The sequence below is a fragment of the Microbacterium sp. GbtcB4 genome, assembly GCF_019091465.1.
In the GTDB taxonomy this organism is placed as follows: domain Bacteria; phylum Actinomycetota; class Actinomycetes; order Actinomycetales; family Microbacteriaceae; genus Microbacterium; species Microbacterium paraoxydans.
Genome location: NZ_JAGXJJ010000002.1, coordinates 131,221 through 146,373 on the forward strand (window position 1 = coordinate 131,221; position 15,153 = coordinate 146,373).

Genomic DNA, 15,153 nt, shown 5'->3' on the forward strand with positions numbered 1-15,153 from the left:
CTAGAGCCGTCAGTCGGCCGCGAGCGCCTCGACGGGAGCCACCCTGGTCGCCAGTCGCGTCGGCGTCGCGGCGGCCACGAGCGTGAGCAGCGCGGTCGCGGCGACGATGATCACCACGGGGAGCCACGGCACCTGCGGGGCGAGCAACCCGGCGGGCGTGAACTCCGGAAGGACGGGCACGGAGCCGAGCAGCGACTGCGCCGCGATCCACCCGTACAGCACCCCGAGCACGAGACCGGTGAGGGTCGCCGCCACCGTGATGTGCGTCGCCTCCAGCAGCACCATGCGGCGCACCTGGCGGTTGGACAGACCGATCGAGCGCAGCAGTCCGAGCTCGCGGCGCCGCTGCACGACGCCGATGGTCAGGAGGTTGACGAGGCCGACGGCCGCGATCACGGCCGACACCGCGACGAGCACCATCATGATGGCCGCGAAGGCGTCGTACGGCGCGAAGAACTCGGCCGGGATCTCCTCCGTGGTCTGGCTGGTCATCAGGCGCTTCGACGACTCCAGCGCCACCGCGAACATGGTCACCAGGGTCACGCCCATGACGACGCCGATGGCCATCCGCGACGACCGCTCCGGGTACCGCAGAGCGTTCTCGGCCGCGAGACGCGCGGTCGCGCTCGAGCCGAAGAGGCGCCCCACAAGCCGGAGCACCGGCGGCATGAACAGCACGGACCCCAGGGCGAGTCCGGTGAAGGAGAGGATGCCGCCGAAGAACGCGACCACGACACCGAGCGGTGTGACGAGTCCGAGGACGACGCCGCCGGCGAGCAGAGCCGCGCCGGAGATCAGCAGCACCCAGGCCCCGACATGGCGGCCCTTCCGCCCGGAGACCTCGTCGCGCGTGCGCTCCACCGCGCCGCCCAGAGCCTGCAGCGGCGTCACCGCGAGCACGCGACGCGAACCCACCCAGGCGGCCGCCCAGGTGGTGAGCGCGACACCGATCGCCGGGAGGGCGAGAGCGGGCTGGGCGAGCGAGAAGGACGACGGTGAGGTGGCGACGAGCTGTCCGCCGAGCTGGACGGCCGCCGCAGAGAGGAGCAATCCGCCGAGAAGGCCGAGCCCTGCGCCGAGGAGCCCGACGACGAGGCCCTGCCGGCCGACCTCCGCCCGCTGCGCACGCGCCGTCGCCCCGATGAGACGCATGAGCGCGATCTGCCGGGTGCGTCCCGCGATGATCGTCGAGAAGGTGTTCGCCGTGACGATCGCGGCCACGTACATCGCGACGGCGGTGAGCAGCACCGACAGGATCGCGACGACGACCGCGAGCGTGCCGCTGTCGCCGATGAACGGATCGGCCTGGAGGACGGCGCCGATGTAGGCCGTGATCTCGACGAGGAAGACGCCGAACGCCGAGGACAGCGCCGCGACGAGGACGCTCGCGCCCATGCCGCGGTCACGGAGCCAGGCCAGCCGGGGTCCGGTCGTCCGCGTCTCCGGGACGACCGTGGCGAGCGCGGTCATGCCGACACCTCCGCGGCGAGCATGTAGGCCGAGATCTGCTCCGCGGTCTGCCGCGGGTGATCCGCCACGATCCGGCCGTCGCCGAGGTAGAGCACCCGGTCGGCGTGGCTCGCCGCGATCGCGTCATGCGTGACCATCGCGATGGACTGGCCATGCTCCCGGCTGGCGGACGCGAGCAGGCGCAGCACCTCCCGTCCGGTCTGGGAGTCGAGGTTGCCCGTGGGCTCGTCCGCGAACACGAGGTCGGGGGCGGTGGCGAGGGCTCTGGCGATGGCGACGCGCTGCTGCTGTCCGCCCGAGAGCTGGTGCGGCCGGTGGCCGAGGCGCTTGCCGAGGCCGAGCGTCTCGATGAGGCCGTCGATCCGTGCCCGCTCGATGGCGCTGGGGCGGCGGCCGTCGAGCTCGAACGGCAGCAGGATGTTGCCGAGGGCGTCGAGCGTGGGGACGAGGTTGAACGCCTGGAAGATGAACCCGACGCGGCGGCGGCGCAGGATGGTGAGGTCGAGGTCGCCGAGACCCGTGATCTCGGTGTCGCCGATCCACGCCCGCCCCTCCGTCGGACTGTCGAGGCCGGCCATGATGTGCATGAGGGTGGATTTGCCGGATCCGGACGGACCCATGATGGCGGTGAACTGTCCGCGGCGGATGCCGACGCTCACATCGTCGAGCGCGCGGACGGTGCCCTCGCCCGAACCGTAGGTCTTCTTCAGGTGCTGGACGCGGGCGGCGAGCCCGAGGTCGGTGGTCGTGATCTCCATGTCCACGACGCTATTTCCGCGCCCCCGGCCCCCGCGTCGCCCGCCGGGAGCATCCCGCTACATCGGGAGGATGATCCCGCGTCCTCCCGACCCACCCCCTTGCGCGCCTCCCACCCCTCTACGGGCCGCCGCAAGGGGCCGGGTCGAACGGAAGGGGGTGGGTCGGCGTCAGGCGAGGCCGTGCTCGAACGCGAACACGACGAGTTGCACGCGGTCGCGGAGCGCGAGCTTCGTGAGGATGCGGCTGATGTGGGTCTTCACCGTGGCCTCGCTGAGGAACTCCCGCGCGGCGATCTCGGCGTTCGAGAGTCCCCGGGCGGCGAGCGCGAAGATCTCCCGCTCGCGCTCCGTCAGCTCGGCGTACTGCGGCGGCACGGGCTTCGGAGCCTCCGCGAAGTGCTCGAACAGTTCCCGGGTCGCCGAGGCCGCGATCACACTCGATCCCGCGTGCACGGTGCGGATCGCGGCGAGCAGGAACTCCGGATCGGCGTCCTTGAGGAGGAAGCCGCTCGCCCCCTGCCGGATCGCCCGGGCCGCCGCCTCGTCGAGGTCGAACGTGGTGAGCATGACGATGCGCGGGGGCTCCGGACGGGACAGGATCTCGGCGGTCGCGGTCAGCCCGTCCATGACCGGCATCCGGATGTCCATGAGGACCACGTCGGGCCGGGTCGCGGCGACCACGGCGAGCGCCTCCTGCCCGTTCCCCGCCTCCCCCACGACCTCGAGGTCCGGCTGGGAGGCCACGAGCATGCGGATCCCGGCCCGGAACAGCGCCTGGTCGTCCACCAGCACGACTCTGATCACTGCGGGGCTCCGATCGGAAGGCTGCTCTGGACGACGAACTGCGCACCACGGCGCTCGGCTTGCAGACTACCGCCCACGAGCTGCGCCCGCTCGCGCATGCCGATGAGGCCGTGTCCTCCGGGGGTCCCCGGCGTCGACTCCGGCGAGACGGTGTTGCGGACCTCGATGTCGACGCGATCGGGGAGCCATGCGAGATGCACGTCCACCGCGCCGTCGCCGTGGCGGATCGCGTTGGTCAGCGCCTCCTGGAGGATCCGGTAGACCGCGAGCTGGATGGCCCCCGGCGGCTCCCCCGGGGGCATGGGGTCGACGGTGACCCGCGGCTCGATGCCGGCCTGGCGCACCTGGGCGAACAGCGTCTCGAGGTCGGCGAGGGTCGGCTGCGGACCGTCCCCCTGCCGATGACGGAGCTGGGTGAGGAGCATCCGCACGTCGCTCAGGGCTCCGCGGGCGGTCTGCGCGATCGTGCCGAGGGCCTCCGTCGCGATCTCCGGCTTCACCGCCGCGGCATAGCGGGCACCGTCAGCCTGGGCGATGACGACCGCGAGCGAGTGGGCCACGACATCATGCATGTCCCGCGCAATGCGGACCCGTTCCTGCTCCTCGGCGGCCAGGGCCTCGGCCTGCAGCTGCGCCGAACGCGTGCGCCGGTTGCGCAGCACGACCCGCCAGAGGAGACCGCACACCCACGCGAACCCCAGCGCCATGATGGAGGCCGCGACGAGCAGGGTGCCGCCGGTCACGAGCTCCCATCCGCTGCCGGAGCCGAACATGACGCCCCCGACGACGACCATGTACAGCGCGGCGACGATGCCGCCGACGATCACCGATCCGAACCCCCACCAGAGCACGCGGCGGGTGCCCCACGCGGAGGTCGCGTACAGCACGAGGAGGATCGCGAAGTCGGTCGGCAGCGGCCCGAACCCGGCGAGCATCTGCACGATGGCGCCGGCCCAGGCCGCGGCGAGCGCAAGACCGGGGGCCAGGCGTCCGATCGCGACACCGCCGAACAGGAACACCGACGACGAGATCAGACCGATGACGTTGACCGCGGAGGACCCGGCCAGGTCCGGTTGGGGCGCATAGAACACGACCCCGAGCGGCGTCAGAAGCGCGAACAGCAGCACCGCCCCGACGATGTCGAGGACGAGGCCGGTACGGGACAGCGGACGGATCACTCCCCCACGCTACGCGAGCGCGCGGGGACTGGCATCCGTCGCGGGATGTATCCGTCAGGCGCGGGCGAGGATCTCCCCGTGCGGCACGAGGAACCAGCCGTCGCCGTCGTCGGACCAGCGCTTCCAGGCGTCGCTGATCTCCTGCAGGTCGGCGGCGGAGGCCATCTCCTGGTCCACGAGCTGCCGCGCGAGCGCCGACTCCAGGATGCGGTCGGCCCACATCCCGCCCCACCAGGCGCGCTCGGACGGCGTCGCGTAGCACCAGGTCGACGCGGTCGCCGAAACGTCCTCGAAGCCCGCCGCCCGCGCCCAGGCCAGGAGGCGGCGGCCGGCATCCGGTTCTCCGCCGTTCGCCCGGGCGGCGGCGCGGTACAGCGCGAGCCAGCGGTCGATTTCCGGGAGCACCGGGAACCACAGGAAGCCCGCGTAGTCGGCGTCGCGGGCGGCGATGAGCCCCCCGGGCTTCGCGACCCGGCGCATCTCCCGCAGCGCCTGCACCGGATCGGCGACGTGCTGCAGCACCTGGTGCGCGTGCACGACGTCGAAGGAGTCGTCGGCGAAGCTCAGCGCGTGCACGTCCTCGACGGAGAAGGCGATGTTCGTGACGCCTCGCGCGGCGGCGAGGTCGCGGGAGAGGGACAGCGCAGCATCGTCGATCTCGGTCGCCGTGACGTGCGCGACCACACCCGCGAAGTCCACCGTGATCGACCCGGGTCCCGCTCCCACGTCGAGGAGCCGGGTTTCTGCCGTGAGGTGCGGTCGAAGGTAGGCCGCCGAGTTCGCGATGTCCCGCACACTGTGCGAGCGGAGGACGGATTCGTGGTGTCCATGCGTGTACGAGGCCATGCCCTCAGTCTGGCACTCCCGCCGACCCACCCCTTTCCGTGTGTCCCGGCCCCTTGCGGCCGTCCGGAAGGGGCCGGGTCGGCGCGAAAGGGGTGGGTCGACGGGCTAGAGGGAGGCGACCATGCGGCGGATCGCCTCGCGGTCGGGTTTGCCGGAGGAGAGGACGTCGAGCTCGTCCACGAGGATCAGGCGGGACGGACGGGCGTGGGCGCCGATCTCGCCGGCCACCGCCTCCCTGGCCTGGGCGAGCTGCTCGGACTCGCTGCGCCGCAGGGCCTCCCCGCGCGCCGCGACGATGACCGAGGCCTCCCCCCAGCGGTCATCCGACACCGCCACGACCACGGCCTGATGCAGCCCGGGCACGGCGCGCACGATGCGCTCCACCCGGTCGAGCGAGATGTTGATGCCGCCCGACACGATCACGTTGTCCGCGCGACCGTGCACGCGCACGACCCCGTCCTCGAGGAGCCCGAGGTCGCCGGTGCGGTACCAGCGGATGCCGTGCTCGTCCCTGACGAACGTGCGCGCGGTCAGTGCCGGGTCGCCCAGATAGCACTCCGCGAGCATGGGGCCGGCGATCCGCAGCTCGCCGTCGACCGCCCGGACGTTCACGGTGTCGAGCGGGACGCCGTCGTACACGCAGCCGCCGCTGGTCTCCGTCGAGCCGTAGGTCCGCACGAGACGCACTCCGAGGTCGGCCGCCCGCTCCCGCAGCGGCTCTGGCAGCGCCTGGCCCCCGACGAGGATGGCTTCGTAAGCTTGCAGCGCCGCGAGCACCCCCGGCTCGGTACTCGCGTCGAGCAGCGTCGCGATCTGCGCCGGGACGAGGGAGGTGTAGAGGGCGGGGAAGACGCCCGCGGTCGTGACGTGCCGCATGCTCCGCGTGGCCTCGGCGAACGCCCGCGGGGTGAACCGCCCCTCGATCCGGGTCGGCTCGGTGCCGGCGAGGATCGACCGCACCATCACCTGCAGCCCCGCGACGTAGCCGGCCGGGAGAGCGAGCAGCCAGCGACCGCTGCCGATCCGGGCGGCGGTGGCCTCCGCACTCGCCCGCAGGGCCTCGCCGCTCAGCGCCACCCGCTTCGGGACGCCGCTGGATCCGGAGGTCGCGATGACCGCGGCGATGCCGTCGTCCACCTCCGCCGGAGCATCGGCGAGCATGCCGAAGCCGAGAGCCGGCCCCTCGTCGAGAGCCCGGAGCAGCGCCTCCCGCAGGAGCCCGGTGTCTTCGGCGTCGGTCGGGATGAGGGCGGTCACGATCGTCCCTCCGGCTCAGTAGTGCCAGGGGAACGAGGACCAGTCGGGGGCGCGCTTCTCGAGGAACGAATCCCGCCCCTCCACCGCCTCGTCGGTGCCGTAGGCGAGACGCGTGGCCTCGCCGGCGAACACCTGCTGCCCTACGAGCCCGTCATCGACGGCGTTGAAGGCGAACTTCAGCATCCGGATCGCGGTCGGCGACTTCGTCAGCACGGTGCGCGCCATCTTCAGCGCCTCGCGCTCGAGCTCGGCGTGCGGCACGACGCGGTTCACGGCGCCCGCCTCGTAGGCCCTCTGCGCCGAGTACTCCTCGGCGAGGAAGAACACCTCCCGCGCGAACTTCTGCCCCGTCTGCCGGGCCATGTAGGCGGAGCCGTACCCGGCATCGAAGCTGCCGACGTCGGCGTCCGTCTGCTTGAAGCGCGCGTGCTCGGCCGACGCGATGGTCAGGTCGCACACCACGTGCAGCGAGTGCCCGCCGCCGGCCGCCCACCCGGGGACCACGGCGATGACGACCTTCGGCATGAACCGAATGAGCCGCTGCACCTCGAGGATGTGCAGCCGCCCGACAGCGGGGGCGGCTCCTTCCCCCTGGGTTGCTGTGCCATCCCCCTGGGTTGCTGAGCCTGTCGAAGCATACTTGTACCCGTCGCGCCCGCGGATGCGCTGATCACCGCCGGAGCAGAACGCCCACCCGCCGTCCTTCGGGCTCGGTCCGTTGCCGGTCAGCAGCACCGCGCCGATACGCGCGTCCTGTCGCGCGATGTCGAGCGCCCGGTAGAGCTCGTCGACCGTGTGCGGGCGGAAGGCGTTGCGCACCTCCGGCCGGTGGAAGGCGATGCGGGCGACCCCGCCGTCGCGGCTCACGTGCGCCGTGATGTCGGTGTAGTGCTCGGCGCCGGGCGCCAGCTCCCACTCGGCGGGATCGAACAGGTCGGAGACGAAGGCATCGGTCACGATCTTCAGCCTATTCCCCGGGCACGCGCCGTCTTCATCCACCCGTCGACGATGTCCCAGGCCGGGAAGGCCACGAGGCAGACCCCGGTGATCACCGTGAGCACGCGCATGGTGTCGGCATCCACCCCGTCGTCCGTGAACACGAACTCCAGGAAGGCCGGGTTGAGGAGCTCGCCCTGCAGGAGCAGGGTGAGGGCCCACACGGCGAAGGCGACGGCGAGGACGGTGTTCACGACGGCCGCGGCGACGGTCCACCGCCGACGCGCGTACACGGCGACGGCCAGGACGGCCTCCGCGATCATGAGCGCGAGGAGGATGCCGATGCCCACCGGCCAGAGCGCGGGCGCCAGGATCGGGATGGGGTCGCCGCCGGTCGGGAAGAATCCGAGCGTCGCGTCCCACACGATCGCGCCGATGCCGGCGAGGAGGAACACGAGCGAGGCGATCACGTCGGCGCGGGCGGCCCCGTGCTCCGTCGGCTCGGGAAGCTGGTCCACGTTCCAGCGCACGCCGGTGTCGGCGCCGGTGCGCTCCAGCACGACGAAGACGAGCGTGACCCAGAAGCACAGGTGCACGATCACCGACAGCGTGACCGAGACGACCGCGCCGATCACCTCTCCGGGTCCGCCGCCGTTGATCAGCTGCCCGATCGCGACGCCCACCGCGGCGAACGGCGGCACGATGAACAGGAGCAGCTTCAGCAGCCGCCACCAGGTGAGGTAGTACCGAGGACCGATGAGGTGGAGCGGTCGGTCGGCGTATCCGGCGGCGAGGATGCCCGGGTCGCCGAGGTCGGTGAGGACGGCGCGCTCCGCCTCCTCCGGGCTCTCGCCCTGTTCCCGCCGCGCGTCGACGGCGTCGGCGATGGCCGCTTCGAGTTCGGCGCGGACCTCGCCCTGCGCCTCCGGCGCGAGGCTGCGGATCGTGGCGCTGATGTAGCGCTCGGTGAGCGTGCTCGTGGGGGTCATGTCAGTTCTCCTCGGGGGTGAGAGAGGCGATCGCGGCGGTCAGCGCGCGCCACTCGTCGGTGAGGGTGTCGGCGAGCCGGGCCCCGGCTTCCGAGGTGCGGTAGAACTTGCGAGGCCGGGCCTCGTCGGTGTTCCACTCGCTCGTGAGGTACTCCTGCTTCTCCAGACGACGGAGCAGCGGGTAGAGCGTGTTCGCATCGGTGGCGAAGCCCCGACTCTCGAGCTGCTCGAGCAGCGCATACCCGTACTCCGACGTGCGCAGCAGCTGCAGGCAGGCGAGCACCACGGTGCCGCGGCGCAGTTCCTGCAGATGCGTGTCGAGCGTCTCGTTCATGTCGATCACAGTAGTGTGCGTCACACACCATTGTCAACGGCACATATACGCGCGACATCCTGTCGAGGGTCGTGGCGCACAATGGGGTCATGATCCCCGCCGTCACGGAGCTCCTCGATTCCGCCCGCGTCGTCGCCCTGCCGATGCAGACCCGCTTCCGCGGCGTCGACACCCGCGAGGCCCTGCTGTTCGAAGGGCCGGAGGGCTGGGCCGAGTTCTCCCCGTTCGTCGAGTACGACGACGCCGAGGCCGCGACCTGGCTGGCGGCCGCGATCGACTACGCGTACGCCCCCCAACCCGCACCGCTGCGCGACCGCGTCGGCGTGAACGCCACCGTGCCCGCCGTCGACGCCACCCGCGTGCCCGAGGTCCTCGGGCGTTTCGCCGGATGCCGGACCGCGAAGGTCAAGGTCGCCGAGCCGGGACAGGTACTGGCGGACGACGTCGCCCGGGTCCGCGCTGTCCGGGAGACGCTCGGGCCGGAGGGCCGCATCCGGATCGACGCGAACGGCCTCTGGAACGTCGATGAGGCCGAGCACGCCGTGCACGCCCTCGCCGTCTTCGACCTGGAGTACATCGAGCAGCCCTGCGCCTCCGTGCCCGAGCTCGTCGAGCTGCGCCGGCGCATCGCCTACATGGGGATCCCGGTCGCCGCGGACGAGAGCATCCGGAAGTCCGGCGACCCCCTCGCCGTCGCCCGCGCGGGCGCGGCGGACATCGTCGTCATCAAGGCGCAGCCCCTGGGCGGCCTGACCCATGCCCTGCAGATCGTCACCGCGGCCGGCCTTCCCGCGGTCGTCTCCAGCGCCCTGGACACCGCGATCGGCCTGTCGCAGGGGGCCGCGCTGGCCGCCGCGCTCCCCACCCTCGACTACGACTGCGGTCTGGGCACGGCCTCCCTGTTCCAGGACGACGTCGCCGACCTCCGCCCCGTGGACGGCGCGATCCCGGTGGGACGCCTGTCCCCCGACCCGGCAGCGCTCACCCGGCTCGCCGCCGCGGACGAGCGTCGGGAATGGTGGCTGGCCCGACTGGCCCGCTGCCACCACGAGCTGCTTGCAGCCCGCAGCGCCTAGGACTCGACGAGGAGTTCCACGAGCCGCCCCAGCTCCTCGCCGCCGGAGTGCCGCAGGGCCGCGTCGTCACGACCGGCCATCGCACCGCGGACGGTCATGCCCTCCCAGAGGATCATGAGCATGCGCGCCGCATCGGTCGCGGGTAGCCGAAGACGCAGCGTGCCCGCCGCCTCCACGATGTCCTCCACGATGCGCGCGATGCTCGCCACCATCTCGCGCTCCTGGGCGAGGTAGGCCTCGCCGAACTGCGGGTCGCGGAGGGCGCGGATGCGGATCTCGCTCATGAGCATCACGCCCAGGCGGTCGTCGCTGCCGAGCTCCATGATCTGCTGGACGAGATCCTTCGGGTCGCAGTCGTCGGCGAGCTCGCCGTCCGCCCGCATCTGCTCCACGCGAGTCCGCACGGCTGCCACCCTCGCGTCGGCAACCCCGGCCGCGAGGGTCAGGAACAGCTCGTCCTTCGAGTCGAAGTTCGAGTAGAACGCCCCGCGCGTGAAGCCGGCGCGCTCGCAGACCGCCTCGACCGAGGCCCCGTCCAGGCCGACCTCGGCGAACACCTGCGCGGCGGCCTCCAGCAGACGCGCTTTCGTGTTCTCCCGGCTGCGGGTGGCGGGTGACGACATCGGAACCTCCTGGCCTTCCCTCTCGACGATTCACACCCGGTGCACAGACTCCGGATGGCGGATGACCTTACGATACATCTATGTATCGGATACACCTGTGTATCCACCCGGCACCCCACGGAGATTCGCGTGTCCACACTCCTCTCGTCCCTCGGACGCTGGTCCTTCCGTCACCCGTGGCGCGTCCTCGTCTCCTGGCTCCTCGCCCTCGGCATCGCCGGAGCCGGAGCCGTGGTCCTCGGCGCCGGCACCGACAACACGTTCTCCATCCCCGGGACCGAGTCCCAGGCCGGCCTCGAGCAGCTCTCCCGCTCCTTCCCGCAGGTGAGCGGCACGAATGCGCAGTTCATCGTCGTGGCCGCCGACGGCGACGAGATCACCGATGACGAGTACCGCGAGCCGATCGAGGATGCCGTGTCGGAGCTCGGCGACCTCGACGAGGTCCTCGCCGCCACCTCGCCGTACGACGAGATGGTCAACGGCATGATCAACGACGACGGCACGGCGGCCATCGTGCGCCTGCAGTTCGACGGTGAGTCCACCGACGTCTCCGAGGAGACCAAGGACGCCCTGCGCTCCACCGTCGGCGAGCTCGCGGCAGAGCTCCCCGACGGTGCGCAGGCCTCTCTCGGCGGCGACCTCTTCGCGATCTCGATCCCCGGCGTCACCCTCACCGAGGCGGTGGGCCTGCTCATCGCGCTCCTCGTGCTCATCGTCACGTTCCGGTCGTTCGTGGTCGCCGGACTCCCCCTGCTCACCGCGATCCTCGGTGTCGGCATCTCCATGGCCGGGATCTTCACGGCGACCGCCTTCGCGACCGTCTCCTCCACCACGCCGCTGCTCGCCCTGATGCTCGGACTCGCGGTGGGGATCGACTACGCGCTCTTCATCGTCGCGCGCCACCAGGACCAGGTCAGGGACGGCGTGGAACCCGAGGAGTCGGCCGCACGGGCCGTGGGCACGGCCGGGTCGGCGGTCGTCTTCGCCGGCGTCACCGTGCTCATCGCGCTGATCGGCCTGGGCTTCGCGGGCATCCCGTTCCTCACCACCATGGGCGTCGCGGCGTCCGTGGCCGTCGCGGTCGCCGTGGCGATCGCGGTGACACTGACCCCGGCCCTGCTCGGATTCCTCAAGGGCCGCGTGGCCGGACGACCGAAGCGCGCGAAGGCCCCGAAGAAGGCGCCCGCGAAGGACGCCGTCACGAAGCCCCGCGGCAGCCGTCGGTGGGTGGAGGGCGTGACGAAGCACCCCGTCCTCGTCTCCCTCGCGGTCGTCCTCGGCCTCGGCATCGTCGCCGTCCCCGCTCTCAGCCTCGACCTCGCCCTGCCGAACGCCGGCGTCCTGCCGAAGGACTCCGAGGCGCGACAGAACTACGACCTCGTCGGCGAGCAGTTCGGCCCCGGGTTCAACGGCCCCCTCATCCTCACCGGCACCATCGTCACCTCCACCGATCCGCTCGGTCTCATGGAGGACCTCGGAGACGCAGTGGCCGAGGTTCCCGGCGTGAAGGAGGTCGCCCTCGCGACGCCGAACGAGACCGCCGACACCGGCATCGTCCAGATCATCCCGGAGACGGCTCCCGACGACCCCGCGACGGCCGATCTCGTGCGCGAGCTCCGCAGCCACCACGACGAGTGGCTGGACGAGTTCGGCATCGACCTCAAGGTCACCGGTTTCACCGCCGTCGGCATCGACATCTCGGATCAGCTCGGGGCGGCTCTGCTGCCGTTCGGGATCTTCGTGATCGGTCTCTCGCTGATCCTCCTCACCATCGTGTTCCGCTCCCTCTGGGTGCCGATCACCGCCGCGGCGGGCTACCTGCTGTCGATCGTCGCCGCCTTCGGCGTCGTCGGGGCGGTCTTCGAGTGGGGCTGGTTCGCCGACCTCCTGCACGTCGCGAAGGTCGGCCCGATCATCAGCTTCATGCCGATCATCCTCATGGGCGTGCTCTTCGGCCTGGCGATGGACTACCAGGTGTTCCTCGTGTCGCGGATGCGCGAGGACTTCGTGCACGATCCCGACCTCCGCGAGGGTGCGGGATCGGTGAACCGCGCCACCCGACGGGCCGCAGCTCTGCGCGCGGTACGGAGCGGGTTCACCGGTTCGGCGAAGGTCGTCACGGCGGCCGGCCTCATCATGTTCGCGGTGTTCGTCGCCTTCGTGCCGGAGGGCGACTCCTCCCTCAAGCCCATCGCCCTCGGACTCGCCGCCGGCATCGCCTTCGACGCCTTCCTCGTGCGCATGACGCTGATCCCGGCGCTCATGGCGATCCTCGGGGAGCGCGCGTGGGAGATCCCGTCGTGGCTCGAGCGGATCCTCCCCCGGGTGGACATCGAGGGCGAGGCGGTGGAACGCGAACGGCACCTCGAGGCGTGGCCGGGCGACGGGTCGCTCGTCGCAGCCGATGACCTGGAGCTCGGCGCGGGCCCCGCGGCGACGGAGGGACTGTCGCTGCGGCTCGCACCCGGCGCGGCCCTGGTCGCGAGCGGCGCGGACGCCGGGACGCTGCGGGCCCTCGCGCTCACGGTCGGCGCCCGCATCGCTCCGGCCGACGGACGCCTCCGCGTCGCCGGGCACCTGCTCCCCGGTCGGGCGGCCTGGGTCCGTTCCCACGTGGGCTGCGTGCTCCCGGGTGACGACGCCCCGGTGCTCGCCGACCTCCGCGAAGCCCTCCGCGGCCGTTCCGAGCTCGTGGTGATCGACGGCGCGGACCGGCTCCGCGGCGGCGAGCGCGACCAGGTCGCCGCGATGCTGCGCGACGCGAGGTCGCGCCGAGAGCTCGCCGTCTTCGCCACGGCCGCCGACCCCGACGCGGCCCGCTCCCTCCTCGCGGACGCCGGATGGCCGTCCGCCGACGTACTCGACACGCGCGCGCCCCGCCCGAGCGCCGCAGAAACGACCGAGGTGCCCGCATGACCCTCCCCCTCGAGCGTGCCCGCTCACGCAAGCCCATCACCTGGCTCACCGTCCTCGGCGTCCTGCTGCTGCCCGCCGCGATCGGCGGCATCCTCATGGCGGCGCTCTACAACCCGACCGAGCGCCTCGACTCCATGACCGCGGCGATCGTGAACCTCGACGAACCCGTCGAGATCGACGGCCAGACCGCTCCCCTCGGGCGACAGCTCGCGTCCGGCCTCGTCGAGGGGTCGGACGATCTCGACTCGAACCTCACGTGGGTCATCTCCAACGAGGAGGACGCCGCCGACGGGCTCGCCGACGGCACCTACCAGGCCGTCATCACGATCCCCGAGGACTTCTCGGCCGCGGCGACCTCCGCGGGTCAGGCGGTCGCGGACGGCGGCGGGGACGCGGAGCAGGCGACGATCCAGGTGACGACGCCCGACGACGGCCTCGTGGCGGACGACCTCATCACCGGGCAGATCGCCGACGTGGCGGCCTCGACGCTCGGCACCACCCTGTCCGAGGCCACGACCGAGAACATCCTCGTCGGCTTCACCACCATCGGCGACCAGATCGGCGATGCGGCGGACGGGGCCCTGAAGCTGGCGCAGGGTGCCCGTGACGCGGCGACCGGCGCCGCGGCCCTCCCGGAGGGCGCGACGCAACTCGCCGCGGGTGCCGGAGAGCTGGGCAGCGGTGCCTCGACGCTCGCGTCCGGCCTCGACACGATCGCGGGGCAGACGCGGCAGGCGGCAACCGGCGCAGGGACGATCGGCGCGGGACTCACCTCCGCGGCGACTGAGCTGCAGGGCCGGGTCGCCGGCGTCCAGAAGCTCACCGGTAGCATCCAGTCGGCGGGCGCGTCGGCGAAGTCGGCCGCGACGGACTCGGCCACGGTCGCACAGGGTCTCGGGACGATGGCGGCCACGGCGTGCGCCGCCGACCCGGACTCGGCGGAGTGCGGGCAGCTCTCGGACCTCGCCTCGAAGGCGGCGGCAGCGGCGAAGTCGGCGGGGACCGCCTCCGGCATCCTCAACAGCCCCCAGGTCGCGGGTGGAATCGCCGCGCTTCCCGCGTCCTTCTCCACGCTCGCCACCCAGCTCGGCGAGGCGGGCGCCGGGGCGACCGAGCTCGCCGGCGGGCTCAACCGCCTCGCGACAGAGGGCGTGGATCAGTCGGCCGCGGGAGCGCGGGCGCTGTCGTCGGGCGCGACGCAGCTCGCCGACGGCGCGACCCAGCTCGCCGACGGCAGCACGGAGCTCGCCACCGGTCTCGACACCCTCGCGACCGGCACCGGCGATCTCGCGGGCGGACTGCGCACCGCGGCCGACTCCCTCCCGTCCTTCAGCGACGAGGAGTCGACGTCGCTGGCGTCGGTGATCGCCGACCCCGTGGCGACCGACTCCTCGATGGGCTCGCTCTTCGGCCCCACCGCGATCCCGCTGCTCACCGCGGTGGTGCTGTGGTTCGGCGGTCTCGCGTCCTTCCTCGTGCTCCGTGCCCACACGGCGCGCACCCTCACCTCACGACGCTCCTCCGCCTCCCTCACCGTCCGCGCGTTCTGGCCGGCCGCGGCGATCGGCGCGGCGCAGGGTCTGCTCGTCTCGCTCATCGTGCAGATCGTGGCCGACTACGACGTCGCGGAGTGGTGGGCGTTCGCGGGGACCGCCGTCCTCGCCGGGGTGGTGTTCGCCGCGGTGAACCAGGCCCTCGTCGCGGTGTTCGGCGGCGTCGGACGCTGGATCGCCGCACTGATCGGGGTCATCGCCGTGGCGACGGGACTCATCTCGACCGTGCCCGACTGGCTCGCGAGCATCGGGGCCGCCCTCCCGACCGCACCGGCCTTCGCGGGTCTCGTGGAGGCGAGCGGGGCCGCCGTCGCCGCCCTCGTCGTCTGGGGCGTGCTCTCGCTCGTCGCCACGACGGTTGTCGTCGCGGTCCGCCGCACGACCACGGCGCGCGCCGTCGTCACCGCCTGACC

General features: G+C 72.2%; 13 protein-coding genes. 3 read left to right on the plus strand and 10 right to left on the minus strand.

The genetic code is table 11. From position 1 onward, the window contains the following. Nucleotides 1-9: 9 nt before the first annotated feature. From KVS71_RS04470 to KVS71_RS04510, 9 genes are all read right to left on the minus strand, one after another. Nucleotides 10-1,470: an ABC transporter permease gene (locus tag KVS71_RS04470; RefSeq protein WP_217584011.1), complete on the minus strand. Its 1,461-nt coding sequence runs from the start codon at nt 1,468-1,470 to the stop codon at nt 10-12. Next, a complete protein-coding gene (locus tag KVS71_RS04475) occupies nt 1,467-2,228 on the minus strand; it encodes an ABC transporter ATP-binding protein (protein ID WP_136051761.1) in 762 nt (253 codons plus the stop codon). The genes KVS71_RS04470 and KVS71_RS04475 overlap by 4 nt, the downstream gene beginning before the upstream one ends. 168 nt (nt 2,229-2,396) lie before the next feature. Continuing rightward, complete coding sequence (locus KVS71_RS04480; RefSeq protein WP_060922342.1) at nt 2,397-3,032, minus strand: response regulator transcription factor; 636 nt, start codon at nt 3,030-3,032, stop codon at nt 2,397-2,399. Continuing rightward, entirely contained in the window at nt 3,029-4,210 is a 1,182-nt protein-coding gene (locus tag KVS71_RS04485; protein WP_105949311.1) for a sensor histidine kinase, read from the minus strand. Before KVS71_RS04485 ends, KVS71_RS04480 begins: the two co-directional genes overlap by 4 nt. 54 nt (nt 4,211-4,264) lie before the next feature. Then, nucleotides 4,265-5,056, minus strand: a complete 792-nt coding sequence (locus tag KVS71_RS04490) for a class I SAM-dependent methyltransferase (RefSeq protein WP_105949310.1) — start codon at nt 5,054-5,056, stop codon at nt 4,265-4,267. Between the two features lie 105 nt (nt 5,057-5,161). Beyond that, the gene (locus tag KVS71_RS04495; protein ID WP_217584013.1) at nt 5,162-6,313 is read right to left on the minus strand and encodes an AMP-binding protein; all 1,152 of its coding nucleotides are present in this window, start codon (nt 6,311-6,313) and stop codon (nt 5,162-5,164) included. 15 nt (nt 6,314-6,328) lie between these two features. Then, entirely contained in the window at nt 6,329-7,270 is a 942-nt protein-coding gene (locus tag KVS71_RS04500) for a 1,4-dihydroxy-2-naphthoyl-CoA synthase (RefSeq protein WP_105949309.1), read from the minus strand. Between the two features lie 5 nt (nt 7,271-7,275). Beyond that, on the minus strand, nt 7,276-8,238 hold the full coding sequence (locus tag KVS71_RS04505; protein WP_105949308.1) for a permease prefix domain 1-containing protein: 963 nt from the start codon (nt 8,236-8,238) through the stop codon (nt 7,276-7,278). A 1-nt stretch (nt 8,239) separates the two neighbouring features. Beyond that, nucleotides 8,240-8,572 carry a PadR family transcriptional regulator gene (locus KVS71_RS04510; RefSeq protein WP_105950747.1) on the minus strand — a complete coding sequence of 111 codons (333 nt, stop codon included), beginning with the start codon at nt 8,570-8,572 and terminating at the stop codon, nt 8,240-8,242. An 89-nt stretch (nt 8,573-8,661) separates the two neighbouring features. On the opposite strand from KVS71_RS04510, the gene KVS71_RS04515 reads away from it, so the two are divergent. Beyond that, nucleotides 8,662-9,648, plus strand: a complete 987-nt coding sequence (locus tag KVS71_RS04515) for an o-succinylbenzoate synthase (RefSeq protein ID WP_105949307.1) — start codon at nt 8,662-8,664, stop codon at nt 9,646-9,648. Here KVS71_RS04515 and KVS71_RS04520 read toward each other — a convergent pair. After that, complete coding sequence (locus KVS71_RS04520) at nt 9,645-10,271, minus strand: TetR/AcrR family transcriptional regulator (protein ID WP_025104438.1); 627 nt, start codon at nt 10,269-10,271, stop codon at nt 9,645-9,647. The genes KVS71_RS04515 and KVS71_RS04520 overlap by 4 nt on opposite strands. Nucleotides 10,272-10,400: 129 nt before the next feature. Between KVS71_RS04520 and KVS71_RS04525 the strand changes: the two genes are divergently transcribed. After that, nucleotides 10,401-13,187, plus strand: coding sequence for an efflux RND transporter permease subunit (locus tag KVS71_RS04525; RefSeq protein WP_105949306.1), 2,787 nt, complete (start codon nt 10,401-10,403; stop codon nt 13,185-13,187). Continuing rightward, nucleotides 13,184-15,151: a YhgE/Pip family protein gene (locus KVS71_RS04530; RefSeq protein ID WP_217584015.1), complete on the plus strand. Its 1,968-nt coding sequence runs from the start codon at nt 13,184-13,186 to the stop codon at nt 15,149-15,151. Before KVS71_RS04525 ends, KVS71_RS04530 begins: the two co-directional genes overlap by 4 nt. Nucleotides 15,152-15,153 lie beyond the last annotated feature (2 nt).

What these genes read in the sequence shown, in the direction of transcription:
- KVS71_RS04470 (WP_217584011.1), bottom strand. Translation starts at nt 1,470, where the DNA reads ATGACCGCGCTCGCCACGGTCGTCCCGGAGACGCGGACGACCGGACCC.
- KVS71_RS04475 (WP_136051761.1), bottom strand. Translation starts at nt 2,228, where the DNA reads ATGGAGATCACGACCACCGACCTCGGGCTCGCCGCCCGCGTCCAGCAC.
- KVS71_RS04490 (WP_105949310.1), bottom strand. Translation starts at nt 5,056, where the DNA reads ATGGCCTCGTACACGCATGGACACCACGAATCCGTCCTCCGCTCGCAC.
- KVS71_RS04505 (WP_105949308.1), bottom strand. Translation starts at nt 8,238, where the DNA reads ATGACCCCCACGAGCACGCTCACCGAGCGCTACATCAGCGCCACGATC.
- KVS71_RS04510 (WP_105950747.1), bottom strand. Translation starts at nt 8,572, where the DNA reads ATGAACGAGACGCTCGACACGCATCTGCAGGAACTGCGCCGCGGCACC.
- KVS71_RS04515 (WP_105949307.1), top strand. Translation starts at nt 8,662, where the DNA reads ATGATCCCCGCCGTCACGGAGCTCCTCGATTCCGCCCGCGTCGTCGCC.
- KVS71_RS04520 (WP_025104438.1), bottom strand. Translation starts at nt 10,271, where the DNA reads ATGTCGTCACCCGCCACCCGCAGCCGGGAGAACACGAAAGCGCGTCTG.
- KVS71_RS04530 (WP_217584015.1), top strand. Translation starts at nt 13,184, where the DNA reads ATGACCCTCCCCCTCGAGCGTGCCCGCTCACGCAAGCCCATCACCTGG.